40 protein-coding genes and 1 pseudogene are annotated in these 24,192 nt (G+C 41.7%); 4 read left to right on the plus strand and 37 right to left on the minus strand.

Features of this window, described 5'->3' with window-relative positions; genetic code table 11:
- Positions 1-90: 90 nt before the first annotated feature.
- From SporoP37_RS16815 to SporoP37_RS01985, 3 genes are all read right to left on the minus strand, one after another.
- Entirely contained in the window at positions 91-258 is a 168-nt protein-coding gene (locus SporoP37_RS16815; protein WP_157118605.1) for a hypothetical protein, read from the minus strand.
- Positions 255-515, minus strand: a complete 261-nt coding sequence (locus tag SporoP37_RS01980) for a hypothetical protein (protein ID WP_085430095.1) — start codon at positions 513-515, stop codon at positions 255-257. Before SporoP37_RS01980 ends, SporoP37_RS16815 begins: the two co-directional genes overlap by 4 nt.
- A gap of 207 nt (positions 516-722) precedes the next feature.
- Positions 723-1,541: a hypothetical protein gene (locus tag SporoP37_RS01985; RefSeq protein WP_085430096.1), complete on the minus strand. Its 819-nt coding sequence runs from the start codon at positions 1,539-1,541 to the stop codon at positions 723-725.
- A 105-nt stretch (positions 1,542-1,646) separates the two neighbouring features.
- Here SporoP37_RS01985 and SporoP37_RS01990 point away from each other — a divergent pair, with 105 nt between their 5' ends.
- Positions 1,647-2,315, plus strand: a complete 669-nt coding sequence (locus SporoP37_RS01990) for a hypothetical protein (RefSeq protein WP_085430097.1) — start codon at positions 1,647-1,649, stop codon at positions 2,313-2,315.
- 190 nt (positions 2,316-2,505) lie between these two features.
- Here SporoP37_RS01990 and SporoP37_RS01995 read toward each other — a convergent pair whose 3' ends face one another.
- The 25 genes from SporoP37_RS01995 to SporoP37_RS02105 form a co-directional block, all read right to left on the minus strand.
- Positions 2,506-2,901: a sigma factor-like helix-turn-helix DNA-binding protein gene (locus SporoP37_RS01995; RefSeq protein ID WP_085430098.1), complete on the minus strand. Its 396-nt coding sequence runs from the start codon at positions 2,899-2,901 to the stop codon at positions 2,506-2,508.
- Positions 2,902-2,917: 16 nt separating this feature from the next.
- The gene (locus SporoP37_RS02000; protein WP_085431631.1) at positions 2,918-3,457 is read right to left on the minus strand and encodes an ERCC4 domain-containing protein; all 540 of its coding nucleotides are present in this window, start codon (positions 3,455-3,457) and stop codon (positions 2,918-2,920) included.
- Between the two features lie 110 nt (positions 3,458-3,567).
- Positions 3,568-3,807, minus strand: coding sequence for a hypothetical protein (locus tag SporoP37_RS17375; RefSeq protein WP_232329792.1), 240 nt, complete (start codon positions 3,805-3,807; stop codon positions 3,568-3,570).
- 127 nt (positions 3,808-3,934) lie between these two features.
- The gene (locus tag SporoP37_RS17725; RefSeq protein WP_085430100.1) at positions 3,935-4,210 is read right to left on the minus strand and encodes a primase-like DNA-binding domain-containing protein; all 276 of its coding nucleotides are present in this window, start codon (positions 4,208-4,210) and stop codon (positions 3,935-3,937) included.
- A gap of 310 nt (positions 4,211-4,520) precedes the next feature.
- Positions 4,521-6,842, minus strand: coding sequence for a phage/plasmid primase, P4 family (locus SporoP37_RS02015; protein WP_085430101.1), 2,322 nt, complete (start codon positions 6,840-6,842; stop codon positions 4,521-4,523).
- 22 nt (positions 6,843-6,864) lie between these two features.
- The gene (locus tag SporoP37_RS02020) at positions 6,865-7,092 is read right to left on the minus strand and encodes a pyrophosphohydrolase domain-containing protein (protein ID WP_232329793.1); all 228 of its coding nucleotides are present in this window, start codon (positions 7,090-7,092) and stop codon (positions 6,865-6,867) included.
- 92 nt (positions 7,093-7,184) lie between these two features.
- The gene (locus SporoP37_RS02025) at positions 7,185-7,373 is read right to left on the minus strand and encodes a hypothetical protein (RefSeq protein WP_085430102.1); all 189 of its coding nucleotides are present in this window, start codon (positions 7,371-7,373) and stop codon (positions 7,185-7,187) included.
- Entirely contained in the window at positions 7,370-7,630 is a 261-nt protein-coding gene (locus tag SporoP37_RS02030; RefSeq protein ID WP_158233604.1) for a DUF3310 domain-containing protein, read from the minus strand. Before SporoP37_RS02030 ends, SporoP37_RS02025 begins: the two co-directional genes overlap by 4 nt.
- 5 nt (positions 7,631-7,635) lie before the next feature.
- On the minus strand, positions 7,636-8,418 hold the full coding sequence (locus tag SporoP37_RS02035; RefSeq protein WP_085430104.1) for an FAD-dependent thymidylate synthase: 783 nt from the start codon (positions 8,416-8,418) through the stop codon (positions 7,636-7,638).
- A 153-nt stretch (positions 8,419-8,571) separates the two neighbouring features.
- Positions 8,572-8,853 (minus strand): hypothetical protein, encoded by a 282-nt coding sequence (locus SporoP37_RS02040; RefSeq protein ID WP_085430105.1) that lies wholly within the window; start codon positions 8,851-8,853, stop codon positions 8,572-8,574.
- A complete protein-coding gene (locus SporoP37_RS02045) occupies positions 8,850-9,374 on the minus strand; it encodes a hypothetical protein (protein WP_085430106.1) in 525 nt (174 codons plus the stop codon). The genes SporoP37_RS02040 and SporoP37_RS02045 overlap by 4 nt, the downstream gene beginning before the upstream one ends.
- 159 nt (positions 9,375-9,533) lie before the next feature.
- A complete protein-coding gene (locus tag SporoP37_RS02050; protein WP_335697598.1) occupies positions 9,534-9,977 on the minus strand; it encodes a DUF669 domain-containing protein in 444 nt (147 codons plus the stop codon).
- 17 nt (positions 9,978-9,994) lie between these two features.
- Positions 9,995-10,711 carry an AAA family ATPase gene (locus SporoP37_RS02055; RefSeq protein ID WP_085431633.1) on the minus strand — a complete coding sequence of 239 codons (717 nt, stop codon included), beginning with the start codon at positions 10,709-10,711 and terminating at the stop codon, positions 9,995-9,997.
- A 21-nt stretch (positions 10,712-10,732) separates the two neighbouring features.
- Positions 10,733-11,065: a hypothetical protein gene (locus tag SporoP37_RS02060; RefSeq protein WP_085430108.1), complete on the minus strand. Its 333-nt coding sequence runs from the start codon at positions 11,063-11,065 to the stop codon at positions 10,733-10,735.
- A 15-nt stretch (positions 11,066-11,080) separates the two neighbouring features.
- Positions 11,081-11,560, minus strand: coding sequence for a siphovirus Gp157 family protein (locus SporoP37_RS02065; protein WP_085430109.1), 480 nt, complete (start codon positions 11,558-11,560; stop codon positions 11,081-11,083).
- A complete protein-coding gene (locus tag SporoP37_RS02070) occupies positions 11,544-11,801 on the minus strand; it encodes a hypothetical protein (protein ID WP_085430110.1) in 258 nt (85 codons plus the stop codon). The genes SporoP37_RS02065 and SporoP37_RS02070 overlap by 17 nt, the downstream gene beginning before the upstream one ends.
- Before the next feature lie 75 nt (positions 11,802-11,876).
- Positions 11,877-12,026, minus strand: a complete 150-nt coding sequence (locus SporoP37_RS16820; RefSeq protein ID WP_157118606.1) for a hypothetical protein — start codon at positions 12,024-12,026, stop codon at positions 11,877-11,879.
- A 15-nt stretch (positions 12,027-12,041) separates the two neighbouring features.
- The gene (locus SporoP37_RS02075) at positions 12,042-12,386 is read right to left on the minus strand and encodes a helix-turn-helix domain-containing protein (RefSeq protein ID WP_232329794.1); all 345 of its coding nucleotides are present in this window, start codon (positions 12,384-12,386) and stop codon (positions 12,042-12,044) included.
- Positions 12,383-12,592 carry a hypothetical protein gene (locus SporoP37_RS02080; protein ID WP_085430111.1) on the minus strand — a complete coding sequence of 70 codons (210 nt, stop codon included), beginning with the start codon at positions 12,590-12,592 and terminating at the stop codon, positions 12,383-12,385. The genes SporoP37_RS02075 and SporoP37_RS02080 overlap by 4 nt, the downstream gene beginning before the upstream one ends.
- Positions 12,593-13,405: a DNA-methyltransferase gene (locus tag SporoP37_RS02085; protein WP_085430112.1), complete on the minus strand. Its 813-nt coding sequence runs from the start codon at positions 13,403-13,405 to the stop codon at positions 12,593-12,595.
- Positions 13,405-13,611, minus strand: coding sequence for a hypothetical protein (locus SporoP37_RS02090; protein WP_085430113.1), 207 nt, complete (start codon positions 13,609-13,611; stop codon positions 13,405-13,407). The genes SporoP37_RS02085 and SporoP37_RS02090 overlap by 1 nt, the downstream gene beginning before the upstream one ends.
- Positions 13,608-13,832: a hypothetical protein gene (locus SporoP37_RS02095; RefSeq protein WP_085430114.1), complete on the minus strand. Its 225-nt coding sequence runs from the start codon at positions 13,830-13,832 to the stop codon at positions 13,608-13,610. Before SporoP37_RS02095 ends, SporoP37_RS02090 begins: the two co-directional genes overlap by 4 nt.
- A gap of 11 nt (positions 13,833-13,843) precedes the next feature.
- A complete protein-coding gene (locus SporoP37_RS02100) occupies positions 13,844-14,623 on the minus strand; it encodes a hypothetical protein (RefSeq protein ID WP_085430115.1) in 780 nt (259 codons plus the stop codon).
- Positions 14,613-14,741 carry a hypothetical protein gene (locus tag SporoP37_RS17530; protein WP_255414216.1) on the minus strand — a complete coding sequence of 43 codons (129 nt, stop codon included), beginning with the start codon at positions 14,739-14,741 and terminating at the stop codon, positions 14,613-14,615. The genes SporoP37_RS02100 and SporoP37_RS17530 overlap by 11 nt, the downstream gene beginning before the upstream one ends.
- A 121-nt stretch (positions 14,742-14,862) precedes the next feature.
- Positions 14,863-15,597 (minus strand): phage regulatory protein/antirepressor Ant, encoded by a 735-nt coding sequence (locus tag SporoP37_RS02105; RefSeq protein ID WP_085430116.1) that lies wholly within the window; start codon positions 15,595-15,597, stop codon positions 14,863-14,865.
- A 51-nt stretch (positions 15,598-15,648) separates the two neighbouring features.
- Here SporoP37_RS02105 and SporoP37_RS02110 point away from each other — a divergent pair, with 51 nt between their 5' ends.
- Positions 15,649-15,870 (plus strand): YozE family protein, encoded by a 222-nt coding sequence (locus SporoP37_RS02110; protein WP_232329833.1) that lies wholly within the window; start codon positions 15,649-15,651, stop codon positions 15,868-15,870.
- Here SporoP37_RS02110 and SporoP37_RS02115 read toward each other — a convergent pair whose 3' ends face one another.
- Complete coding sequence (locus tag SporoP37_RS02115) at positions 15,871-16,104, minus strand: hypothetical protein (protein ID WP_085430118.1); 234 nt, start codon at positions 16,102-16,104, stop codon at positions 15,871-15,873.
- Positions 16,105-16,182: 78 nt separating this feature from the next.
- Positions 16,183-16,410, minus strand: coding sequence for a helix-turn-helix transcriptional regulator (locus SporoP37_RS02120; protein ID WP_085430119.1), 228 nt, complete (start codon positions 16,408-16,410; stop codon positions 16,183-16,185).
- A 156-nt stretch (positions 16,411-16,566) separates the two neighbouring features.
- Here SporoP37_RS02120 and SporoP37_RS02125 point away from each other — a divergent pair, with 156 nt between their 5' ends.
- Together SporoP37_RS02125 and SporoP37_RS02130 are read left to right on the plus strand one after the other, a co-directional pair.
- Positions 16,567-17,190: a LexA family protein gene (locus SporoP37_RS02125; RefSeq protein WP_085430120.1), complete on the plus strand. Its 624-nt coding sequence runs from the start codon at positions 16,567-16,569 to the stop codon at positions 17,188-17,190.
- Positions 17,191-17,265: 75 nt separating this feature from the next.
- Positions 17,266-18,696, plus strand: a complete 1,431-nt coding sequence (locus SporoP37_RS02130) for a recombinase family protein (protein ID WP_085430121.1) — start codon at positions 17,266-17,268, stop codon at positions 18,694-18,696.
- A 22-nt stretch (positions 18,697-18,718) separates the two neighbouring features.
- On the opposite strand, the pseudogene SporoP37_RS02135 reads toward SporoP37_RS02130, so the two are convergent.
- From SporoP37_RS02135 to pilM, 7 genes and pseudogenes are all read right to left on the minus strand, one after another.
- Positions 18,719-19,132 (minus strand): annotated as a pseudogene (locus SporoP37_RS02135) (UPF0758 domain-containing protein); the annotation flags it as partial.
- Positions 19,132-19,731: a Maf family protein gene (locus SporoP37_RS02140; RefSeq protein ID WP_085430122.1), complete on the minus strand. Its 600-nt coding sequence runs from the start codon at positions 19,729-19,731 to the stop codon at positions 19,132-19,134. The gene SporoP37_RS02140 and the pseudogene SporoP37_RS02135, both read right to left, overlap by 1 nt.
- An 84-nt stretch (positions 19,732-19,815) precedes the next feature.
- On the minus strand, positions 19,816-20,442 hold the full coding sequence (locus tag SporoP37_RS02145) for a hypothetical protein (protein ID WP_085430123.1): 627 nt from the start codon (positions 20,440-20,442) through the stop codon (positions 19,816-19,818).
- An 89-nt stretch (positions 20,443-20,531) separates the two neighbouring features.
- The gene (locus tag SporoP37_RS02150; protein ID WP_081242097.1) at positions 20,532-21,287 is read right to left on the minus strand and encodes a prepilin peptidase; all 756 of its coding nucleotides are present in this window, start codon (positions 21,285-21,287) and stop codon (positions 20,532-20,534) included.
- 11 nt (positions 21,288-21,298) lie between these two features.
- The gene (locus SporoP37_RS02155) at positions 21,299-21,985 is read right to left on the minus strand and encodes a hypothetical protein (protein ID WP_085430124.1); all 687 of its coding nucleotides are present in this window, start codon (positions 21,983-21,985) and stop codon (positions 21,299-21,301) included.
- Positions 21,978-22,655, minus strand: coding sequence for a hypothetical protein (locus tag SporoP37_RS02160; protein WP_085430125.1), 678 nt, complete (start codon positions 22,653-22,655; stop codon positions 21,978-21,980). Before SporoP37_RS02160 ends, SporoP37_RS02155 begins: the two co-directional genes overlap by 8 nt.
- A gap of 7 nt (positions 22,656-22,662) precedes the next feature.
- On the minus strand, positions 22,663-23,670 hold the full coding sequence (gene pilM, locus SporoP37_RS02165) for a type IV pilus biogenesis protein PilM (protein WP_085430126.1): 1,008 nt from the start codon (positions 23,668-23,670) through the stop codon (positions 22,663-22,665).
- Positions 23,671-24,192 lie beyond the last annotated feature (522 nt).

Raw genomic sequence — 24,192 nt, forward strand, 5'->3', positions numbered from 1 at the left:
GTTAGTCACGATTAACAATGTGTATCACCAACCTGTACAGTAGTATCAGCGGCAAGCTGACGAATAGAGTTAGGATGATACCTAATTGGATCATGACTGCTCACCCTTGTTTATATCCCATGGATTATATGTGAGTGTGACCTTGCGACCTTTACCGCAGCATCCAACAACGAATGGTTTCTCTGACTTGTACCATCCACGACGTTGAAGCTCACGTAACAGATCGTTGTCGTTGTATTGTTTAATTGATTCAGTCATGATCGCACCTCCTGTTTCTTGCGCTCCGTATAAGCGGACAATGCCGCTTTCTTTTTCTTGTATCGCTCGTCCAGTCGCTTGAGTTCTTTTTGTTGCTGTGTGATGTATGGATCTACAACGTATGCCGTGTAGTGTCCTCCACACGATGAACAGGCGAAGTATGTTTCCGTCAATTTGGCAGGATGCTGTTTAGTCTGCAGCTCAATCTTAAATTCCGCTTGGCAAGTGTCGCACTGTACGATATTATCTTTTGCCATTACACCCACCTACCTAATTTATTTTTCCTTGATACGTTGACCCCGCAACGCTCGCATCGGTAGCCTGTGTTGCCCCACGGATAGTAAACGCCAAGATGCCCAGCAATGACGCACATCCAATTTGTTTTATTTTTCATTACGCTCACTCCCTATTCCATAAAATAAAAAGACACCCGATGATGATCGGATGCCTTTCAATGTTATGGATTATTCAACTTCTTCTATGTCACCGTCAGGATAAATGAAATAGCTCTTCAGAAGCATACCACTACCGATTTTACTCGCGTCATGTTCTTCTTTACTCACATACTCATGGACGTCTGCAGAAATTAAGCCACCTATCTTATTGACGACTGTTGTAGTTTTGTAGTTGAAATTAATAATAAAGTGCGTGCCATCGTCCTTCATGTAAAGGTCTGCATAGGAAAGCAAATAATCTTCTACGTCGGCATTTTCAGCGAAACTGACTTTCTTCCACTTGCCTGTTTTATCGTTCCGGACTTTTCCTGGTTTCGTCTTGGTCAGCTTTTTAAAATCCTTATCGCTTTTGCCGACAATATTGTCTTTATTTTTCAGGTCATCCCAAGTGCTATCTTCTTCAGGTTCAGAAGTTGGCTGTTCTTTTTCAACAGATTCTTCTTTGATTTCCGGTTTTGTTTCCGGTTTCGGCGTACTCTCAACCGGTTTTTCTACATTAGGTTTTTCGACTTCAGCCGGTGCCGCAACTTCCTTTTTTGGATCTTCCGTTATAGGTTTTGTTTCTTTCTCGGGTTCTTCTGCAGGTTCTTTCTGCTCTGGCTGTTCATCCTCAGTCGCTACCTCTTCTGATTCTTCGGTTGCTGGATCAGCAGTAGCGACAAAAGCGACTAACGAAACAATCATAACTGCTGCAGACAGTCCAGCAAACTTTATTTGTCTCAATCCCCGCGGTTTATTCTTTTTGATAAACTCTAGAATAGAAAGAATAACAAAGATACCGATTGCTACTGCAGATAATAAAAAAATGATAAATAATAAATTATTCAATTCAATCCCCTCCTGCCGTCATTGTACTGGATATAGCTGTAAAAGAAAACCCAATAACTTGAACAGTGTGTTACTATTTACTTATTAAAAAAGGAGGAGATACCGTTGGACAATAAAATGAAAAGATTTTTGGAGGAACAAGCGCGTATTCAAAGGTTGATCTCACAAGCAGCCATTTCGCCAGGTAGTAAAATTACTTCTCAAATGGATGTTATTTCACAAATGAGTCGTATTGCTTCATCAATCGATTCCGATTACTTTAAATTCGTCAGTAAATGGAGTTCCGACGTTAGCCGCTTAGCGAAGACAGGTTCTATCAACCTAAATGATTTGGTACCGATAGATTTTTATAAACCAATGGAAGAATTAATCAGGTTGGCGCTTCCAACTGCTAAACGATCTGGCAACAGTGATTTGCTCGCAGAAATCACTGTACAAGAAAGAGCGGCTGTCACTCATAGGAAATTAAGTTGGCTTGATTATTTTCAGTTAGTCTTCACTATTTTAATGGCTATATATAGCATATATAGCGGATACGATACATCTCTTCAATTACAAGAAATATTAAGCGAAATTCAAATGCAAAACGAATCAATAGAAAAAAACACCATAATCCAAGAACAAATATTGCAGGAAATTCAATCTCAACACCTTACCGAAGAAGAAAAGTTAGAAGCTTATCAGGTAATTGATGAAAAAGTCGATGAGTTAATTGAATCAATCGATACCTTTATAGAGTCCCGTGATAATATCGATACTCACTCTGATAATTAATAAAGATTAAAAATCCTCAACACGTTTGCTTACTTTCGTGTGGAGGATTTTAAAAGGAGGGAACCTTTCATAAAGACTTCAGCGGCTAACCAACCAAGGAATAGCATCACTGTCAGTTCTTTATGTTCTAACTATATTTCATTTATTCAATAGTTTCAGCATTTCCCGATGGTGCTCTTTTGGTGCACTTTTATAATGCACTATATTCTTTCGCCACTTGCATCGCTCGCATGATTTCCGCATGACGTTTTTTAATATGACTGGCGCTGTAACCTACTTCCTCGGCTATAAGTTCGAGCGTTAGGCCTTCCACATACTTGAGGTACAGGATACGACTATCTAACCCCTTAAATGCTCTCATCATCTTCTGCATATCGTATAGATCATTCATGCAATGGGCGAGTTCATATTCTATTACTTCTATACGTTCTTCCAGTTGCGCCCCGTCTGATTCGGCGGTCAGCTTATATTTAGCAAGATCACCAGACACCCATCTACCTAATTCTTTTTTGGAACGTTCCAGGTTGTAATCCATGTACTCTATTTTTTCTTCGAGAATCTGATAATCATTTAGCCATTCAAACAATCTACTCGACCGCCTTTCAAAACATTCCCGTTTTTAAAAAATGCCGCGCCTGGTAATAAAATCTATGCAGTATATTATGACCAATCATCTGCTTACTCATTGGTACAATCTCAAAATTGTATTTCGCTTTTAGGCTTTCCAGCCGGCCTTTTAATGCCTTCGGATCGTACTTGCTCCTATAATCACCTTTTGCTATTTTCTCATCAAAGTCCGGCTCCTCCACAAACAGGACAAAGCGGCTACCCTGCGCTCTAATCAATTCATTGATAAAAGCATGCTGTGTATCTTTTTGAAGATTCCCCGTAATTTCATCTACTCCATTTTTTCTTTCAATGAATGTATTCATGTATAAGTCTCGTTGAATACCTAATTCAGGATTAGCTGGGATCATGCAGCCGTAATCACCATGGTCTAACTTCTGAATTTTTACCGGAATACTTTTTTGCTGTAAATATTTTAAAACATGACCATTTACTTTTTCTCGTGTATCAATAACAATTGTCAACGTCTTCAAAATTGTATCTATTTCTTTATCTGTATATCTGTAGTGTATCAATTCATCATATCCTCCCTCTGTGGCGTCACAGCGTTCGATTTTAGGCGCTTTAATCATCAAAGATTATAAACGTTCATATTCGACATAAAACGCCTAAAAGCGCTCGTAAACTACTTATTTTCACTAGCCCACTTTTTGGCTCTTTCGTAAAATTCCATTTTCATTTTATCGGATTCAGCATTTTCGTATGGTCGATAATCATCATACGGATCAGTCCAGCCGTTTCTGGCAAGCACAACCGTCCAATCATGCAGCAAGTTCAGCGACTCGTCCTCCGATAATAACCACAATGTCATTTTCGGATGCTTGAGCCATCCACAATACAGCTCTAATGCTTTTCTAATTGTCACGTCTGGGCCAGATGCGCCCTCCCAACTTTTAAACCAATCATCAATCTGATTAAAAATAGGTTCCGCGGATTTCAATATTTCTGGATGGATCAGGCTCGCATTTTTTAGTGCAAGCCTGCCGTCTGATTCATCTCTGTATATCTCTGCTCCACTTTTCCATATCAGTGAGAGTATCTTCAGTAGGGACATCTTTCAACTCAACTCCATAAAAGTAAAATTTGTTTTCACTTCTTTTCAAGCCGCACTGTTCTAATTGTTTGTAAAAAGTGATATTTCCCAGCGGCTTCCGTCCATGCAAATTACAATAATATCTGTACCGCGCATAAATGCTTCCTGTCCATAATCTTTTGGCCTTCTTTTTCCTTTTTAAATTATTTGAAATGAATATTTTCGTGAATTCCATACGATTTACCACATCCTGTAATAATTATAGTTATCAGCAAGTTACTGAATCGACGAAAAAAATGACAAAGTTACTTAAAATAACTCAAGAAAGTCAGTAATATCAATGGTTCAAGTGTCATCAGTTACTGAGCGTGGTCAAAAATCCGTTGTATGCTATATATAGAATATATATATATATTTTATTTTTATTTTTAAAATCAACTGAAATACCAATAATCATAATAACCACATCTTAAAATACCTATCACCAACCATTGGTATCATTGACTTTGGAAAAAAATGTATTAGTTATTAAAGGCGTTTCAGGGTTACTGAGTGACCTTGAAAAAGGCTGTTTCTTCATTTCCAGTAACCCCTTCAATAACTGGCGCTCGTTCATTTATGGTAATTCCAGTCAAAAACGTTTTGTTTCCGGCGCCTTTCGTTTTTCCGAAACCTTTAGTTTCCAACATTCTATAAAAAGTTCGGTTTCCTACCGTCCGCTCACCCGCCTTGAAACACCAATTGTTGTAAACGCCGTACAATTCCTTGGCCTCGATCATGATCGCCTCGTTTTTGGGCTCTTTGGTGTAACAGATTTCGTCAAGAAACGGGGCAAGTATATCCATATCATCTTTATAAGCGCCGGTAGCATCCCGAACTATCTTTGGCTCCTGCAGACCTGACTTCTGCCACTTCAAGCAACCTTCGAGGATCCAGTTGAATATGCCGGGAATTTCAAGCGATAATTTTTCTTCTAGTTTTTTATCCCGCTCATGCGGTTTTAAATTGAGTGTAAACGGGATAATTTTTACACGTCTCCAAATCCCGTCATCAAGTCCGCCGATCACTGGCTTGTGATTGGTTGTAAAAAATACTTTAAATTCAGGGATAAACTCAAAATATTCTTGTCGTAAAAATCGGGCAGTAATAGGTTCGCCACCTGTTATTGTTTTAACAAGCGATTCCTGCAGCTTTTCGCCTTCTTCGGACTCCACTGCAGAAACAAAGCGGGCGTTTGCGAGTCTGGCAATGTCATTGTTCGCGCCATCATTCTTGCGCTTGATAAATGTTTCTGAATTGGTTTGACTGCCGTAGTCACCCATGATTTTTTTAATTGTATTGACAAAAGTTGATTTCCCGTTGGATCCACCACCGACCAAGAAATACATACCTTGTTCGGAAATATCGCCAGTCAATGAATATCCGGCCAAACGCTGCATGTACTCAATCAAATCTTTATCACCTTGAAATATCTGATCGATAAATTTCATCCACACAGGGCATTTAGCATTTTCATCAAATTCGACATTTGCAATTTGCGTTAATTTTAATTCCCGATCATGCGGTTTGAGATTTCCAGTTTGTAGGTCAATCACGCCATTTTCTATATTTAATAAATATTTATGACGGTCAAACTCTTCACGTTCACCCGGCACCAATGGCATTAAATCTTTAATACTATTCATACGTATATTTCTTCTTTCGCACATACGCGCCCACTTAGATTCCATTTCGTCATCCGATTTATACAGTCCGCGCAACACTTTCGCTGTAATGCGTTCAATTTCTTTTTTATTGTCAAATCTCCAACGCTTTCCATCCCATATGAGCCACCCCATATCACCGACATATTTGATTGTATGGCCGTATTCGTATGCGATCCGTTCCGCATTTCCTAATTCAGTTAGCCTGAATTTCTTTTTCGGTTTTTCCACTTCATCACCGTTATGGAAATCAAAAGAAAAATCATCGTACTGCTGTTGGTCCAATATTGTGGAAGGCGTGGATGTGATCGCTTCTGCAATAGTTCGTTCTCCGTACGTTTCCCCGGTAGAGTGATGGATAACATCCCATTTGTCGCGAATAAGACCAGTTTCACGGAACATTGCATCCATTCGTGTAGCCGATTTACCTGTCCAAAAAGCTAAATGATTACACAAAGCTAAGTCACTAGACGAATGGTCATTATCTATTAAATTACCGTTATAAAGCGATCGAATTTCATCGCCGCTTTTCGACCGAAACATTCTTTCCCAAAGTGATTCATTTGATAATTTAATTTCGTCTTTTTCAAAGTCCGATAAATTTACACGGCCTTGAATATCACTGTCATCAAAATATTTCTCAAATACTTCTGCCAGTTCATCGGTCCGATCATACACATCGTTAGAATTTTCTCGATTACCGGTGAACGTAAAATACCTGCCATATGAATAGATTTCCAAGCCGTGTTGCGCGTTCTTTCGTCCGGTACCTAAAACATTCTGCGGAAGGCCGCCTTTGATGATGATGTGTAAGCCTTTTTGACTTGGTGAAAATTCCGTGTAGCTATCCAATGAATCAATAATTTCTGAAGCGAATGTATTCGGTTTGCCGTCCACAACGCAGTTATCTATATCAACGCCAATGTAATTGTCCTGACGGCTGAAAACAAACCCTATGCCGTCATAACCACCTGTTAAGTAAAACTTGATAACCGTAGCGAATGTTGACCACGTACTTCTGTTATTTGTTTGTGCTACTTCGCCGTCTACTTGATACGGTACCTTGGTATAACGTCCACCCTTTTCTTCTGACTTCCACAATATCCACTGCGGAAGGGCTTTTAATTCGGATGGAATGCTATTAAAATCGTAATTCTCTTTCATGATTGACCTCCTAAATTGCCAGTCACTTTAAATCAGCTTCTTTTACGAAAACCCCATTGACCATTTTACCCTTGCGGTCTTTGATTTCTTCGTAGGCAGCCGCAATGCACTGCTCAATGCTCGTACCGTGCTGCATTGCAACCTGCACCATAACGACATACATATCACCTAGCGCATCTATAGTCTCATCTTGATTACCTTTATTGACTGCCCGGCATAGTTCACCATATTCTTCTCCTAATTTATTCACTTGCCTTGCTTTATCGCCCTGATCCAACCCGCGCGTGATTCCTCACGTTCTGATTTTGTCTGTCAGTTCTTGCAACATCTCGATCCCTCCTATTATTGCACTTCAAATTTTTTGCCGAATTTTCTTGGTCGCTTGATATTGTTATTCGCGCACATGACGCACAAACTATCCCGATGGCACACGCTGCCTACTTGCGTCTGCTGCTCATCGCCGCACTGAATGCAGGTGATGGTTTTCATGGCGACTGTGCGGATGCCAGTTGCTGTTTTGCGTTCGGTCATTGCTGCTCCTCCAATTCGATTAATTTATCAATATAAAATTTTGCTTTTTCGAGGTCTGGAATCCCGTTCTTCAAATCATAACGGGTAACATATTTTAAAGCGTTGATCCGGCAAAACCCTTTGAGTTCAGCAGGGTCAAATTTAGCCCCTGCAAACTCAATAACGTCTATGCCGCCTTTGTGGTAATGGTTTGGTTTGTTGATTAAGTCCTCTTTAGGCATAGGTGGGCCATTTGAAAAGTCTGGTTTTTTTCTCATTCCCATCACCACATACTTTTCTGTTCGCCGTATAATTCGACAAGCAAATCTTCTAGTAATATATTTCCTTCTGCGTTTCTGGCTTGTTCTACAAAATCCGCAAGCGAGATATTCTTCTTTTTAATTTTCCTGCGCACCTCTACCCAATCTGTGGATGGCTTGCCGCACCACTCGTAAAACGTCGTCCACAGTTGTGAGTCCATAAACTCAACCAACTCATACATGGCTTGTACCACTTTTTCCGTATTGCCTTGTGCGCCTTTTTCCCAAATGCGCTGCTTGAAAACTGATTGTCCAAGTGTTAGAAAATTGAACTGGAAAACGAATGTATTCATCTTTGCATTGACTGGCATTGCCGATCTAGCAACCTGTGGAGTTTCACCGTGGTCTAATAGACAGTGGTAACCTTCCATAGAGTTCTCAATCCACAACTTCACCATTCCAACGTCCTTAACCTTATCGCTAGGCATTGTATAACCATCACTCTTTAGCGCTCTGTTACCGCCTGCCACGCGCATATTTGCCGTACTGTATGTTGCAAGATGGTCATATACTTCCTTCGATACGTCTATAAACTCAAACTCTGCCATTTCACCGCGGAATATAGCTGGCACATGCCCCATGCGAATGATAGATAATGGTCTGCGTATATTATCAATATCAGTCTTGCCTAAATAACGTGCTGCATTACGCGCTGCGTGTAATCTGTCGGGATCACTGTATCGAGTGAGCTTAATTGTAAATGTATCGCCGTGATAAACCGGCATACCATTTTTAGTTTTGATCATTATTGCGAATCCCCTTTTTATGTTTAATCGGTCTATCGTCTTGCACAAACCGCAAGCCCTGTTACTCGATCACCGTAGGCTTGCCTTTCTTTCGTTTCGTGACCGTAACTTCTTGCGTCGGATTGATTATGAATGCGCCGTGCTTGCCGCGGATCATTGCGTATCACCGTCCAGTTTCTTAATTTTCCGCACTAGTTCTGGTTCCATAAACTTTTCAAATGTATGGAGCAGAAAAGACTTCATAGATGCTTTCGGATGTGATGCAGTGTTGTTGTATGCTGTTTGCATGGCTCGGCGCATATTGTTGGTTAGTTGTTCTAATTCTTGAGTTCGTTCGGCTTGTTGTATGAGCCATTTAAAATCATCGAAATGATCACTTTGGCCAACCAACACTTTAATTCGTTTAAACCGTTCTGCGTTAGTTTCAGTTTTCATTCATCAGCACCTCCGAATTCGATGAAGGATTCTGCGGGGTAGAAGCCTTTTATAATCTTTGATTTATACTCTTGTTTAGCAATGAGTAAATTAGTGCATTTCTTGATTAGATTTACTTGGTCACTTATCGAATCGAACGCCGTGAGCACTACATCTCCATCCCGGAATTCCCCCGGCTCCCTGCCGATCTCCGCCCACTGCCTGCGTTCTTGTTCGGCTTTGATTTCTTCTGGTGTGGCGTGACGGATGTTGCTTCTCAATATATTCGTATAAGTCGAATCGTCCGAACGGATAATCGTGAAATAGCACCTTCCGTCATCTTTTCGTTCTGTCGTTTGTGGGTATTTAATTTTCACAACGTCCCCATGCCATACAACCCAATCTCCGGCGTTGTACTCCGGCTCGACTTCATAATTTCCTTTAATCACTTCAGAAAGAGCTTCTTCACTAAATCCTGCTAACGTTTTTTTGAATTCATTTATCGTTCGTTCTTGTTTTTCTGAAATTCTAAACTTTCCCATTACATATCCCGTCCTCTCATATATCCAAATCCATAAGCCGCTAAAAATATCAACATTGCCGATAGATAAAATATCAATTCACTTTCACTTCCATTGTTATTTTCGATTTTTGGGTATAAAAAAGAGAAGTCCATTACAGACCTCTCTATTTGATTTTATTTAGAAAGGTAAATCATCATCTTCAACTGTAATCGGCCCACCAACCTGTTGTGGAGGATTAGCATTAGATGGATTGTAATAACTAGCTTTCGCGTACATATTGTCGTTATTACCTTTTTCATGCTTCACTCCGATTTCCAAGTTTTTATTGATTAGCAGATTCGCCATCTCTTCGCATGAATTAAATGTGTGATTTTCCGAAAATCCTGCAGCCTTACATAGTGACTTTACAATTCCTTGCGCTACTGGATGTTCAAAGGTGAAATTGTTATATAAAATTTTAGAACCTTGATGATCTTGCGGAACATCCGAACGAATCTCAAAATCTACAACCATCATGTCTTTACCTGCTTGTGTTTTTTTAGCAACCGCATTGATAATCACCGCTTCATACTTGCCTGGCTTTGGTAATTCAAAACCTTTTACTTCTTCTACTTCATCCATTTTGAAAAAACTCATAATTATTTATCTCCATTCTGTTTTGTATTTTTTTCTTCTTCCACAGCTGATTGTGTGGAGGACAGTATTAAATCTTCTTGCTTGCAGCCCTTCCTGGTATCCAGATGGTTTTTCGCGAACATACTTTGAGTACCTTCCAAAATAAACCCGCGTTCTCCGTCCGATTTCCTGACCAGTCGAGCGACTACATGCACTACGCCCATTAGATGATTTACGATCTTATCTGGAATATCCGGGATAAACTGCGTATACTGCTGACCGTCATCGTGTATAATGTCTCGTTTAGCTTCCCAATAGCTGTAAATGATATTGGCATCCAGTGCATTAAATGTTTCGGTCAACTCCAAAAGGTGATTGTACAAAATCGCATAATCCTTTAATTCCGGCATACCGCTTTTGGTATTCTTGCCTTTTTCCATCAGCCATAATTTTTGATAATGTGTTAAATTATCAATAAAAATATTGTCATACTTGCCGATATTGGCTTTTGCTATGCCGTAAAACTCGATAATACTTTTATGCGGATTGCTGCCATCTATTCTTGCCACATCGACATTTGCATACCCTTGCAGCACCTGACTAGTGCCGTCTATATCAAGATGCAATGTCTTGCCTGGCAATAGTCCAGACACGGTTGTTTTACCGTCTCCGGGTTTCGAATAAATGATAATGTTAGATTTTTTACTACGGCTAATATCTGCGCCATTTTGTAATTCCAAGTCTTCCACACTCTCTTTCTATTAAAACGGCGCTTCGTCCGTTTCCTCATCTTCTGGTTTTGTATGGACGTTTACCGTGCCGTCCGGTTCAACTTCAAACGGCAAGCCCTCATGTGCATCCTCAATGCTCATCTGACCTTCTGGCGCTTCATCCGGTCTGCCTTCCATGACTTCTTTAGGAGTGCCGTATTGATACGTCAGATCAACCAGGAAATACTGGCCGTACTTGTTATGCTTTTCACTGATTTTGTTCATGATCAATGCATCGTTTTCTTTTGCGGCCGAAACGATCTGCTCCGCCTCTTCCCGCGTGTCTGCGTAGTGCTGCTCTTTTTGGTTTAGTAGTTTTTTCATTTTCATTTCCTCCTATTATCGAATCCGTAAAGATTCACCTTGTGATATTTGTGCGCCTGGTATTTCTTCATTCGCTTTCAAACGTTCCATAATTGCTTTTTTATCAATAGATGGAGCAACTTCTACAAGGAATTCTTTCGGGATTAATGATTCGTCCACAAGTTTTAATGACGGTGGATTTTTCTGAATGGTGAATGTGAATTTCTCACCCTTGATCTTCTTTTCACCTGTGGAAGACATAGCATCGTGCATGGATAATTTCATACGTTTAATACCATTTTCCATTGTCTTGCGACGATCAGCTAAACGTTTTTCTTCCGCTTTTAATCCTTCTACATCAGATTCAATATTCCGGATGACCATCGCATAAGATTCCAATTTATCCTCAAGCGCACCCTCTATACTTTCTAATGTGTCTTCTAGTCCTTCCGATCCGTCCTCAATCATGCGTTGGATTTGCAGATAATTGCCGGTCAATTCATAGAGTGTCGCCAATTGCTTCGCCTTCTTTCTTTGTGTAATAACCTTCCGAAAAAGCTTTAACTTCTTCGAGCATGTCAATCATGCCTAGAATTCGCTGTTGCATAAGCTTGTATTCTTCATGTCCTTTAACTAGTGACTTTTCAGGAAATGGTAATTCACTTGCATCTTCCATTGCATCAATAGCCAAGTCAATCAGCTTGTCATTTTCCTCTTTCAACGTTTCTTCCAGATGTTCAATCAATTTTTCATTCATGTATATTCCTCCTGTTTCGTGGTATATTGATAGTGATAGATGTTTGATTAAGCCGCCCTCTGCAAAGGGTGGTTTTTATTCGTTTCTCGAAATCATTTCCTCCAATTCTTGCAAGCTGTTATTATAATTTTCTTCAAGTTCGTTTAAATCAATGCCTAGATGACCTGTTAATTTTTCGATTAGCCAAACAGCATCTTTCAAAGTTTGAATATCTTTTTCATTCATCCCTCTCACCTCCCTTCAATCTTCATCATCATCCAACCAAATCAATTCCCGCGACTTCTCGCTACCGCGCTTCGCAATTCGATTCTTGTATGTGTTTGTGCCGTAAAATATAACCGTTTCCCTTGATATGCCTAGCTGGTCCGCTACTTCGTCAACCGTTCCATCTGCCAACAATTCTTCACCTTTATAGATAGCGCACTCACGGTTATTCCTGACCGGCCTATGACTTTTGGCAGGCGGCTCGCTAATCGCCCTCTCCACTGACCAACCTCGATTAATGCGGCTATAATACGTTGCGCTGCATATGCCGTTCCGTTTAGCGATTGCTACCTGCTCGGCTGTACGTTGTCTGCGTGTCATTCCAACACCCTCCATTCGATATTTCCTTCCTTCAACATCTGTTCTGTGGCACATTCCACGTTACAAAAGTAGTTATACTCACTCGGGAATGCCAAGACACGCTCACCTTCTGATAGTTCTTGTCCGCAGTATGTGCATTCGTCGACTGTTACAGGTTCTTTCGGAACTACGCAGGCGGCCTGTAATCTATCTAGGTAGTTATCCATTTAGTCAACCTCCACAATTAACTCTAGTTGTTCGATGACCGGTACATTGGATACATCCAAAATGGTATCTTTTGCTTTGTTATAAAAGTCCTTTTCTACCTCAAAACCATAACTATCCCGTCCCAATTCGTACGCTGCCCGCAAAGTGGAGCCGCTGCCTGCGCACGGATCAACAACTACATCACCTTCATCGGTAAATATCTCAATCAGTTCTTTCAATACATTTACCGGCTTTTGTGTCGGATGTATGCGGGGGTACTCTTTCGCTTTGTCACGCTTCCATTCAAACCAATTTTTAATCATTCGTCCTTTTTGAGTTTCCGTCTTACCATTTCGGAATTTAGGTAACTTGTCACGATACAAAACAACTGCATGTTCTGTCGCGCCAACTATTTTCATATTCGCCTTCAAAACTTGCGAGCTAGTATTCTTCACGAAAAATATAGGATATGAGTTTTTAAAGCCGTATCTTTTACCTAACTCTGTTACCATGTGCATTTGCTGATATGAACAAAACACGATCATAGCAGGAGCCTGATTCTTTTCTTTTGGCTCTTTTTTTAGTAACTTGCTGCAAAAGTGCATGTATTCGACAAGGTTAAAATTTTCATCTGTTTTAAAGAAGGATTTGTTTGCCAGTTCACTTTCCCCGTTTTTGTTGTCGCCACCTACATACCACTGGTTACTAGACGCATACGCATTATTGCCTAAGTTGTACGGTATATCTGCAATGACCAGTTGTGCACGTGGTACGTTATATCGTTTAAAATTCTGAAAATGATCATGGTATAATTCGATTTTCGGTTTCCTCATCAATACCTCTCCATTCCTAAACTAATAAACTCGTCATAGACTGACAGCACTGTAAACGGTATCTGGTACGTGTGCCGCTTATGCAACGGCTTGTACACCCCTTCATGGCGATTCCATTTCCGGATCGACACCGTGCGTATCTTATGCCGGTTACCTGTGTATCTGACCTCCACACGCCATGCGCCGCCCTCGCTTGTCCATTTCATGGAGCAACACCCGGCCGCATGATGGCCGCATATATTTTTCGGCCGCCCGATCCTGCATAACCATAACTGCCGCCTGTGTATTTGTTTTTAGTGTCCGTGTAAAACTTGCCATGCTTTTCGTCGTCGATATATTTAACGACTGTGTAACCCTTGACTAATAAATCATGTACACGTTGCTCACGTTCAGCGGGTGATCCGGCTTTGATGGTTACGGTAAACATGTGATTACCTCCTAATATTGAGCGTTGGTATCGTCGATGACTTGTAATGCTTTAATATTTTCGTCTTCGTAATCCAGTGATGTCGTTGTATCGCAAAACGCGCGTCCCCCGTGATCGTTATTCCATAAAAAGGTAAGGGTTGAACCTTTTCCGATTATGTCAACACGGTATTTGCGACAAGTTTCAAGTGGACTATCTTTACGCTTGACTACTTGCCCGACAGAGTAATGACTAGGTTGCACCGCTTGCATAAACTCTTGTGGAACTTCAATATCCAACGCTCTTGCTAGTGCGATAGCTTTACCTATGTCAGCGTTGAATACTTCATCCGGCATGCATTTGGCGATACCTCTATCAAATACGTCACCTCCCATTTGCCCGCGCAATAAACAGACGACTGTACGCTTTTCGGCATTTACTATAAAATCCGCATCACATAAAACAAAATCATTTTTAGGTGCCTCGTAACCCTTTCGATTGGTCAGGGATCCGGTTATCCGTTTCTCACCTTCCACAAATTCCCTAGCCCGCTGAATCAATTCCGCACGTTGTTGGTTTGCTGATTTGACGGAATCGTGAGCAATCACGCTATCGAGTATTTTCAAAATTACTGCTAACTCATCATTTTCGTAACGATCTACTAATTGTGCAGCCACATCTTCAGGTGATGGTTCTTCGCTTTTCGCGCCTCGGTACCCAACATCAAATGCTGTACAAAAAATTTCCTCGATCAATTCTTCTGCCATCGCTTTATAATCTCCAATATGTTTACGTCCCATTTTATTTTCCACTAGATAAATCCTCCTCATTTTTAATTTCCTGTCCTGCGTGTTCCCATAGGCTACCGAGCATAAAAGCAATCATTACCAGTCCGATTGTACAAACTACTAAATATTCATAGTCTGTCATTTTACCTCTCCCCTTTCTTTCATTTGCTTATAAATCCTAGGCGCGGAAGTCTTCATAAAAAACGCATGCATTCTTTTTTGGACTTCGACGGATGGCATGTTTTTCTTTTTAGTTGTCATGGTTATACCTCCAGTTTTAAAGTTAACTGACCGCTATGCATGATTTTGTTGATAAAGAATAGCAAGCCTTTACCCGTAACGACCACCTGGCGCTGTGTTCTCAATTCACCTTCCGAATCGTAATAAAGTTGACAATGAATTTTCATCAAACCTTGATTAAGTGATTTTTGAGTAGGTATATTCCACTCTCTACCTTTGCGACTGACTAAATAGCCTTGACCACGTAACCATTTAAACAGGCGATCTCTGCCGATATTCACACCATTTTGTCGCATGTACTTCGCGGCCGCTTCAATCAACATACCTTCATCGTTAGCGGTAACCGCATTAGCCAGCACGACTTTTTCACGGTTATCCTCAATTTGTTGTTTCAATTGGTCGTTTTCGTCCACAGATTCAGCAAGCATGTATAATGCTTCTTTAAAGTTCGTTGGCAGATTGAATTCGGGTTGTTTGTTTTCAAGTTCTTCAATTCGCTTGATAACCTTGTATCTAGTTTTGGCATCGTATTTCAAAGCTAGTTGCATTGCTCCGTCTTTACCGAATGAGTAGCAGGGTCTGTTCTCGCCTTTCTTGTCGGTGTATTCAACGAGTCCAAAAATGGATTGGTTGAATTCCGGACCTAATTCATCTATTTCTTTACGAATATCTCGCATAACATGTGAGTGTTTCTTTCCTACAATTTCCGCAATGTCCAAACTCGTCATTTGTACATCCGCTTTCATTAATTGATTCAATGTAATTCCTCCTTTTTTATCCCCTTCTGTTAAACTGTTTGTGGAAGGGTGGTGATTATATTGTTGACTTATAAAGAATGGTTATTGAAATTTATTAATGTTGATTTACCTATTGGTGACATAGCAAAAGAAGTTTCTGTTGATCCTAATTTTCCGAATGTCAAAGACTATGAAAGTATTTTTAGTTACTTGGAAGGAAATCATACCTCCGATAGTTTCATGAGGGTTTTCGAATACTCCTACAAAATGTATTTCGATAGCACTCAAAAGTAATTACTGTTCGTGATACTTCTTTCTTCCAGTGATTACATTTGCAAGACCGTCTTGATACGGCACATTTCTTTTTTCTAACCTATGAGATGCTTCATTCGCGACTGCTCGTAACAGTTCCGATTGTTGTATCTCATTTTCTTTTACAAATGGTTTCATTCCATTTTTCGCTGCATATTCAACAGCCAACTCAAAAGCTTGTTTTAAATTTGTGAATACGTCTGTTTTGCCTTCCACACTTATTACCTCCCTTTATTTAATCGCTGTAGCCTTCTAGTCCGCTCTACAGTCAAGCCTTTTGATAGGCTTTAAACATTAACTAGATTTAAATTCTAGTGTGTTGCCAAAAAAAATATATTCAACCGGATAATTGTATGCTTGTTCGATTTTGTCGAGATAAGAAATTTTGATGTTACTAGAGTTTCTTTCCCAGTTGATGATGCTGGATCGAGATACACCAATTTTCTCCGCTGCTTCCACGATGCTTAAACCTGCATTAATACGTGCTGCTTCGAGCGTAATTTTCGGTGGGCTTAGAACCATGTCTAATCACTTCCTTTCTTGTCGTTATTTATACAATACTAGATTTAAATTCTAGTGTCAATAGATTTCTATACTTTTATTCTAGTTTTTTGTATTTGGGGTTTACATTAGTAGATTTTAAAGCTATTATTATATTAGAGATTGGAGGTGTATATAATGAAGGATATCGAATCGGTGATAGCACAAAACATTAAGAAGCTTTTAAACGAATATAATCTTAATCAAAACGAATTAGCTAAGATAGCCGGAGTTTCAGAATCAACAGTTGGTAAATGGGTATTAAGAAAATCTACACCTAGAATGGGTGCGGTACAGAAGATAGTAGATCATTTTGGAATTCCAAAAAGCTACATACTTGAAGAAAAACCCACAAACTTAATAGAAGTCTCCCAGCGAACTATCAGAATACCAGTGTTAGGCAAGATTGCTTGTGGAGATCCGATACTAGCGGAAGAAAATTACGAGGATTATAGAACCGTATTAGAAGAAGGTTTGCCATCTGGTAACCTAGTATACTTGGAAGCAAAAGGAGATTCGATGCAACCAACGATTCCGAACGGTGCAATGGTCATGATCCGCGAACAGCCGGAAGTGGAGTATGGAGAAATAGCAGCTGTACTGGTGAACGGGAATGAAGAAGTTACACTTAAACGAATCAAGAAACAAGGTGGTGTAATCTTCCTGATGCCGGACAACCCAGCGCACGAACCGATTTTAGTAGATGAAGATAATCCAATTAAGATCATCGGCAAGGCAGTTAAGTTTGAGCAAGACCTTTAATAACTAACGTTAGTAATTAAAAAAAGAGTAGCGTCCTCATTCGGATAGCTACTCTTATCTATAGGGGGAAATATAATGACTGTAGGAATCTATATTCGTGTATCGACCGAGGAACAAGCGGCAGAAGGGTATTCAATCAGCGCCCAACGAGAACGATTAAAGGCGTTCTGTGTTGCACAAGACTATGCAGACTATAAATTCTATGTGGACGAAGGAATATCAGGCAGAAATACTAAACGTCCACAATTTAAAAAACTAATGGGCGATATAAAAGCAGGACACATTAAAGTGTTGCTAGTCTATCGACTGGATAGACTTACGCGATCCGTCCGAGACCTCCACAACATATTAGATAAATTAGAAAAATATAATTGTGTATTCCGATCCGCTACAGAAATATACGATACGTTCACAGCGATGGGGAGAATGTTTATTACGATTGTAGCCGCTATTGCAGAATGGGAAAGCGCGAACCTTGGTGAACGTGTATCTATGGGACAAATTGAAAAAGCTAGACAGGGCGAATGGGCAGCACAGGCACCGTATGGTTTTTACAAAGACGAGAATCACAAACTGCATATTGATGATCAACAAATAAAAGCAATCAAAATAATGATCCAAAAGGTCCGTGAAGGTCTGTCATTCCGTCAGCTATCCATTTATATGGACTCAACCGAACACAAGCCAAAACGCGGCTACAAGTGGCACATACGGACGCTAATGGACTTAATGCAAAACCCTGTTTTATATGGGGCTATGTATTTTAAAGGGACCGTATATGAAAACACTCACCAAGGTATTATGGATAAAAAGGAGTTTGACCAATTACAAAAACTGATTACATCAAGACAAAACTACAAAACCCGAAATGTCACTAGCCATTTTGTTTACCAAATGAAAATTGTCTGTCCTGATTGTGGCAGCCGATGCACATCCGAACGAAGCGTGTGGAAGAGGAAAACCGATGGATCAACACAAGTTAGAAATTCATATCGTTGCCAAGTGTGTGCATTAAATCACCGAGACATTACACCGTTTAACGTGCGAGAATTTACAGTAGATGAAGCATTAATGGAATTTATGGATAACTTCCCCCTCACTCCAGATGATAAGCCACAAGAGAAAACCGATGATGAAAGCCTGGAATTGAAGCAAGAATTGAAACGCATTGAAAACCAACGCGGGAAATATCAACGTGCCTGGGCTACGGATTTAGTTACAGATGAAGAGTTTAAAATCAGAATGGATGAATCAAGAAGTAGGATGGAAGAAATACAAGTGATGTTAAAAGAAATGAAGTGTGAAGTGCATGAAGAAGTGGACATTGAACGCTATAAAGAAATTGCACAAAACTTCAACATTAATTTCGAGAACTTATCCCCAAAAGAACGTCGAGAGTTTGTGCAAATGTTTATCGAAAGTGTAGAAATAGAAATACTGGAAAGAACAAAAGCAAAAGGGTTTAGGAATCAACGTATTCGGGTGTCAAGCGTACATTTCTACTGACTAAAATAGTATGTATTTATGTAAGTTTAACCACGACGAAATGTTCCTGGTTCAATGACGACATATCTGTCATCAGATAATTCGCAGCATCTTCAGGTGAGCGGATCTTATAGCGGTCCTGCGGTGGCGTGCGGTATAAACGCTTGCCAAGTTCTGCAGCAGCCAGCAACTGCACCGCTTTTGCTTCACCGACTCCTTTGATTTTCGTCATTTCTTCCACCGTCAGCTCTTTCAAATCTTGCAGGCGGTCAATGGTCGACAGCACGCGGTTCGCCAGGACGAGCACCGACTCCGACCGCGAGCCCGACCGCAGCAGGATCGCCAGCAATTCCTGGTTGGATAAACTGCCTGCACCTTCGCGAATCAAACGCTCACGCGGCCTGTCTGCGATATGGACATCGCGGATCATCATCTGCGGTGCTAAATCCAATGGCATTACACACCACCGCCTTCTACAAACAGCAATCCTTCCTCACGCATCCTGATGACCAGTTCGCTGACCGGCAAACCTACGATATTCTGATAATCCCCCACCATTCGTTCCACAAACAGCATGCCCTGCGTCTGAATACCGTACGCGCCAGCTTTATCTGAAGCATCGCCTGATTGTACGTAAGCATGCACAAGCTCCATATCCAGCTCTCTGAACTTCACTTGTGACAGACTCGAAAACTGAAGCTTCTTCCCGTCCGCGAGAATCGTCACACCTGTAATCACTTCATGAAGCTGTCCGGACAGCTCCATAAGAAACTCCACAGCCTGCGCATCATCGGCTGGCTTTGAAAACAATCTCCCTTCCTTCACGACGATTGTATCCGCCGCAATAATGATTTCTTCAGCTGATTCACTCACCGCCAATGCTTTCTGCTCCGATAAACGCATCGCATACTCGCGCGGCTCTTCAGGCGTGAACGGCACATCCTCATTTACATCACTCGGCCTAATGGTAAAATCAATTCCTGCCAGCTGAAGCAGTTCTTTTCGTCTCGGCGAAGAAGATGCGAGAACTATTGGTTTTGCACTATAAAAATTCATTGAAAAAACCTCCTTTTTCACAGTGTACGCTATTGCACACGTTTTGAAAAAAGAGCAAAATTCAATTCTTCGGCGTATTTCGCCTCAAAATTGAATTTTGAAGCATGGATCCTGATTCGAATAATATGCCAGCAGATGCAGTCTGGCGATGGAGGAATCCTTTGTGAATGCAGTGATGGCGGTCACTTTCTTCGCAAAATCACTGTCTTTTTTCGCGCCTCCATTCCCCTTTGACAATTCAATTTTTGATAGATCCTCGGCAAGCAGCGCTTTTTTCACTTCATTGACATCAGCATTCTTACAAGTACCCGGAACGACTGATATTCTCTTCTTAAACGCGTCTTCTCCTTCCTTTAAGATGACCTGGCTCTCTTGCAGCCATACTGCCCCCCATACATAGAACTGATCACCGGCAGGCACGACAGCGGTGCTTGCGAGCGACGGGTCTGCAGCTACAAAATCCGTTGCGGCCTGCTGACTCGAAAACACGCCATGCTGTTTCACGAACATCGTCTCTCCGCCCTCTGCCGCCCCTTCATTCTCATCCGTCTTTGGACCGGTCGTTGCTACCGTTTTCTCTGATCCGCCTTCCTTACCGCCCGTACTGAAAATTGTAAACCCAATCACGAGAACGGCAACCAATCCGATCGCCACCCCCTGCACTAACGCACGAATCACAATATTTTTTGAATATGTCCTGCGGAAATTCATTCCATCACTCCACTTTTTCTTTCACTCTACCAAAATGAACGCAAAAAAAGACGAGACTGTTGTCGTCTCGTCCATAAACATTTACTGATTCAGTTCAACAAGCCTGTATACCAAGTGACAAGCTGCGCACCGAAGAAATACGCAATGAGCGCCGCTGCGGCAATTGACGGCCCAAACGGCACCGGTGTCTTACGTCCCTGTTTCGTCCGTTTCAAGAAAATAATTCCCACAATTGCACCGATCAGCGAAGCGAGGAACAGCGTCACCAGCGTCTGCATCGTCCCAAGCACTAGACCCAGTACGAAAAACAGCTTAATATCGCCGCCCCCCATACCGCCGTTCGACACGACCGCAATGAGGAATAACACCCCAAAGCCGACTGCCGCACCGAGCAGGCTGTCCCACCAAGGTGTCAGCGGACTGATGAAACGCAACATGAAAATCGCCACGCCAAACGGCAGCAGGATCTTGTTCGGAATCAGCATATATTTCAAATCAGACACCGTCAAAATAACGAGCATCGAAATAAACAGCAGCGCAACGGCCAATTCCCACTGGAAACCGAAATACAAGTACGCACAGACGAACAGCACTCCCGTAATCAGCTCCATTACCGGATAAAGCGCGCTGATTTTCTCCTGACAGCCGCGGCACTTTCCGCGCAGAAATACATAGGAGAACACCGGCACGAGGTCCGCCGCCGACAGATTGCGGTCACACGTTGTACAGCGGGAAGGAGGCGACACAATCGATTCCTTCAATGGGACCCGCAGGCCGACCACATTAAAGAATGAACCGAACGTGATGCCGTAAAGGAAGAAAAATATACTGATAACCCATTCCATGAATTGCCTCCTTACTCCGCTTTCTCTGTGCCTGTCATTTTATTGATAGTTGTCGGATCATATTTGGAAGCGGGCGGCGGCGCATCCACTTTCGGCGCCTCATCCTGCAAATTGACCAGATCCGGACGGTAGTACGCGTTGAATGAAATGACAACGCGCATCTCGCCAACATCGGATTCCTCTTCCGTTTTCTCTGCCGTGGCTTCAAATTGAATCGTCTCGACATTCATAATCCGGATCATCTCTTCAATCTCATAGATGAACGTTTCGACTTGCCGGTACGTGTCCGCAGCCAACGTTACTTCCATCAAGACGGTTTCAAGATTCTGCACCGTTTCAGGCAATAACTCCGCAGTAAACGGCTCTTTGGAAAATTTAATGTCCTCTATGCGGCTGTTCGACTTCACTTCTGCTTTTTCCAAACGGATCAGCAGCGCGTCTTCAAGCGGGATGACCGGCACGACCTTTTGAAGCGGTGCGGATGTCGTTGTTTCATTCGGATCTTTATTGGCCAGTTGCTTTTGCAGTGAATACAAAATTTCCCGGTCAGACGCCAACTGAGCCGTAGCCCGGTCACGGCTTTCTTTCGCCGGCAAATAGACAGCAGTCACTGTATAAAACACGATCGCTGCAAGGAAAATAGAAGCCAGCACGACCAAACCAATTTCCATCTGGCGCTTCGTCAAATACTTACTCATTCGCGCCACCCCCTTCCGTATTCACATCTGCGGAAGGCCGGGGCTCGTCCGCGGCAGGCTGCTCCTGCGGCTCATCAATCGCGTTCGGATCCACCGTCGCGTCGGAACCCGACAGCGCACGATCATCTTTAAATTGAATGAAATACACAGCGAAGTATCTTGGCAGTACATTTTCCCGTTCTTCAACTTCCAGCTTTTCCGTTTCAATTCCTTCAAATGTCGCATCAATTACTAAAGGGGAAGCCTTCACCCGCGTTAAATAAAGCGCCGGCTCCATCAGGTCATCAAACTGCACTTTCAGCGTCATTTCATTCGGCGCTGTAAAAGTCAGCTCCTGGAAGAATCCTCTGTCAGGCAATGCGGTTACTAAATCTTCTATAAGAGGATGTGTTTTATATTGATGTCCTTTTAAAAAATCTACCGTCGCTGAAAGCTGTTCTTTTTCCTGACCGAAAGCAGACAAGCGCAGCTGCGAAGTAATATGTTCTTGCTGCTTCTGCACTTCAAAAGAAGATTGCTGCAAAGTTGCCGCTTCGTCGTCATAACTTTTTGCCATCCAATATAACAGTGCCCAGCTGATGATCGCCAGCAACAGAAGAGCGACAGCAATCCAAAGAAAAACGGTGCGTTCCCGAATTTTCTCAGGAAGCAGGTTTATATCCACTAACATACGCGTATTACACCTCTTCCTTCAGCGCGAGACCGATGACCCGGTGAAAATCCGCAGAAATCGCAGTCCCGTCCACACAGGAGATCGGCTGTTTCACTAACGGAAATGCTTCAATCGCCAAACGCTCCCTCACCATCTGCAGCAGCTCGTCCTGCCGGGAGTATGTACCGTTCCACAACAAATGCGTAATAGCAGAATCATTCTCCGCCAGATTAAACCGATAGAAATTCGCCAGTTTCTCAAGCTCCATCACAATGGTATTCGGCTCAATTTGCTGCTTAAGCTCCTCGCCCGTCGTCATACTGAGCGGCACTTCCAGTTCCATCGAGCGAATAAATAATGGATAATGGCTATTAAAAATAGACACCGTCAAACTGCGGCCGCGCAAATCGGCAAGAAGAATATGTTCCGTCCCTTCAAACGCATGCTGGTGATGCGCCAGACGATACAATGACAGCGGTGCAATATCTGCAACAACGGGCACCAGCTTCACTGACTCCAGCACTTCTTCGTAGGTCTGCATAATACTCTCTTTGGAAGCAATCAAAATCGCTTCATTTTCTGCCTGATTCGCAGTATACGGCACTACATCAAACACCGGATCATCAAACGGCAAATAAATCGTCGAACCAATCTCTATGAAAAAATGACCTTTCAGTTCTTCATCCTCCACCGTTTCAGGATACGCAACCCGGCGGATGATGACATATGTATCGGGCGCAAGGAACGCCACGTCACGCTTAGCCAATCCCCAATCCTTCACTGCTTCGTTCAGCAGTTCCTTCAATGCATCCTCTTCCGCAATCCGTCCTTCTGAGATAATAAAAGGCGGAAGCAACAACTCTTTCGCTGTTTCCAGAACAAGCGGATCACGGGACTTAATGCGCACATAACGGACCGCATCATCATCCAGCGTCAAAGAATGCGTGCGCTTCTTTCGGCTGAATAATGATGCGGGTACGAAAGGCATAGAGATTTTAGGCAGCAGGGTTTTTAACTTATCAAAAATCGACATACAGCGAACTCCTTCCGGACAAGCAAAAGCAAGGATGGTAGTGATGTTTTTCTTGCTTATTGGTTATGGTTAGTATAGCAAATGTAGTAGTAGAAGGGAAGATTGGTAGAGGAACCATAAGATGATATTCTTAACGATATCAACTCATTGAAGTCCATGGCAAGTCAACGCATGATTACGTTTCATCCTTTAAACTAACCGCTACTATTTTTTATAGTTATTTTACAGCAATTTTTATCATTTTTTACGAAGGGCATTGATTAAGAACGTAAAATGAAAATTTTTTGATACGAAAATTTCTAGTACTTATAGGGACGTAAGGTACCTTAATGGCTACGGTAATTCTGAGCATCATTATGATTGCTAGAAATTAAACCGGCTTCATTCTCCTATCACTAAATAAAATCATTTTGAAAGAACACTATTTTGATATTACAATAGTAATATTAAAGAAAAATAAAGATTGAATTTTACTATTAAAAAAGAGACTCTGTAGAGGTAGTCTCTGCAGAGTCTTTATAT

Origin of the sequence: Sporosarcina sp. P37 (assembly GCF_002109365.1) — a bacterium.
Taxonomy (GTDB): Bacteria; Bacillota; Bacilli; order Bacillales_A; family Planococcaceae; genus Sporosarcina.

What these genes read in the sequence shown, in the direction of transcription:
- SporoP37_RS02085 (WP_085430112.1), bottom strand. Translation starts at nt 13,405, where the DNA reads ATGAGGAAACCGAAAATCGAATTATACCATGATCATTTTCAGAATTTT.
- SporoP37_RS02090 (WP_085430113.1), bottom strand. Translation starts at nt 13,611, where the DNA reads ATGAAATGGACAAGCGAGGGCGGCGCATGGCGTGTGGAGGTCAGATAC.
- SporoP37_RS02035 (WP_085430104.1), bottom strand. Translation starts at nt 8,418, where the DNA reads ATGATCAAAACTAAAAATGGTATGCCGGTTTATCACGGCGATACATTT.
- SporoP37_RS02125 (WP_085430120.1), top strand. Translation starts at nt 16,567, where the DNA reads ATGAAGGATATCGAATCGGTGATAGCACAAAACATTAAGAAGCTTTTA.
- pilM (WP_085430126.1), bottom strand. Translation starts at nt 23,670, where the DNA reads ATGTCGATTTTTGATAAGTTAAAAACCCTGCTGCCTAAAATCTCTATG.
- SporoP37_RS02075 (WP_232329794.1), bottom strand. Translation starts at nt 12,386, where the DNA reads ATGACACGCAGACAACGTACAGCCGAGCAGGTAGCAATCGCTAAACGG.
- SporoP37_RS02150 (WP_081242097.1), bottom strand. Translation starts at nt 21,287, where the DNA reads ATGGAATGGGTTATCAGTATATTTTTCTTCCTTTACGGCATCACGTTC.
- SporoP37_RS02160 (WP_085430125.1), bottom strand. Translation starts at nt 22,655, where the DNA reads ATGTTAGTGGATATAAACCTGCTTCCTGAGAAAATTCGGGAACGCACC.
- SporoP37_RS02015 (WP_085430101.1), bottom strand. Translation starts at nt 6,842, where the DNA reads ATGAAAGAGAATTACGATTTTAATAGCATTCCATCCGAATTAAAAGCC.
- SporoP37_RS02030 (WP_158233604.1), bottom strand. Translation starts at nt 7,630, where the DNA reads ATGAGAAAAAAACCAGACTTTTCAAATGGCCCACCTATGCCTAAAGAG.
- SporoP37_RS01980 (WP_085430095.1), bottom strand. Translation starts at nt 515, where the DNA reads ATGGCAAAAGATAATATCGTACAGTGCGACACTTGCCAAGCGGAATTT.
- SporoP37_RS02040 (WP_085430105.1), bottom strand. Translation starts at nt 8,853, where the DNA reads ATGAAAACTGAAACTAACGCAGAACGGTTTAAACGAATTAAAGTGTTG.
- SporoP37_RS02050 (WP_335697598.1), bottom strand. Translation starts at nt 9,977, where the DNA reads ATGGATGAAGTAGAAGAAGTAAAAGGTTTTGAATTACCAAAGCCAGGC.
- SporoP37_RS17725 (WP_085430100.1), bottom strand. Translation starts at nt 4,210, where the DNA reads ATGGAATTCACGAAAATATTCATTTCAAATAATTTAAAAAGGAAAAAG.
- SporoP37_RS02145 (WP_085430123.1), bottom strand. Translation starts at nt 20,442, where the DNA reads ATGAATTTCCGCAGGACATATTCAAAAAATATTGTGATTCGTGCGTTA.
- SporoP37_RS02045 (WP_085430106.1), bottom strand. Translation starts at nt 9,374, where the DNA reads ATGGGAAAGTTTAGAATTTCAGAAAAACAAGAACGAACGATAAATGAA.
- SporoP37_RS16820 (WP_157118606.1), bottom strand. Translation starts at nt 12,026, where the DNA reads ATGAATGAAAAAGATATTCAAACTTTGAAAGATGCTGTTTGGCTAATC.
- SporoP37_RS02070 (WP_085430110.1), bottom strand. Translation starts at nt 11,801, where the DNA reads ATGAATGAAAAATTGATTGAACATCTGGAAGAAACGTTGAAAGAGGAA.
- SporoP37_RS16815 (WP_157118605.1), bottom strand. Translation starts at nt 258, where the DNA reads ATGACTGAATCAATTAAACAATACAACGACAACGATCTGTTACGTGAG.
- SporoP37_RS02060 (WP_085430108.1), bottom strand. Translation starts at nt 11,065, where the DNA reads ATGAAAAAACTACTAAACCAAAAAGAGCAGCACTACGCAGACACGCGG.
- SporoP37_RS02025 (WP_085430102.1), bottom strand. Translation starts at nt 7,373, where the DNA reads ATGACCGAACGCAAAACAGCAACTGGCATCCGCACAGTCGCCATGAAA.
- SporoP37_RS02130 (WP_085430121.1), top strand. Translation starts at nt 17,266, where the DNA reads ATGACTGTAGGAATCTATATTCGTGTATCGACCGAGGAACAAGCGGCA.
- SporoP37_RS02095 (WP_085430114.1), bottom strand. Translation starts at nt 13,832, where the DNA reads ATGTTTACCGTAACCATCAAAGCCGGATCACCCGCTGAACGTGAGCAA.
- SporoP37_RS02155 (WP_085430124.1), bottom strand. Translation starts at nt 21,985, where the DNA reads ATGAGTAAGTATTTGACGAAGCGCCAGATGGAAATTGGTTTGGTCGTG.
- SporoP37_RS17530 (WP_255414216.1), bottom strand. Translation starts at nt 14,741, where the DNA reads ATGACAGACTATGAATATTTAGTAGTTTGTACAATCGGACTGGTAATG.
- SporoP37_RS02080 (WP_085430111.1), bottom strand. Translation starts at nt 12,592, where the DNA reads ATGGATAACTACCTAGATAGATTACAGGCCGCCTGCGTAGTTCCGAAA.
- SporoP37_RS02140 (WP_085430122.1), bottom strand. Translation starts at nt 19,731, where the DNA reads ATGAATTTTTATAGTGCAAAACCAATAGTTCTCGCATCTTCTTCGCCG.
- SporoP37_RS02120 (WP_085430119.1), bottom strand. Translation starts at nt 16,410, where the DNA reads ATGGTTCTAAGCCCACCGAAAATTACGCTCGAAGCAGCACGTATTAAT.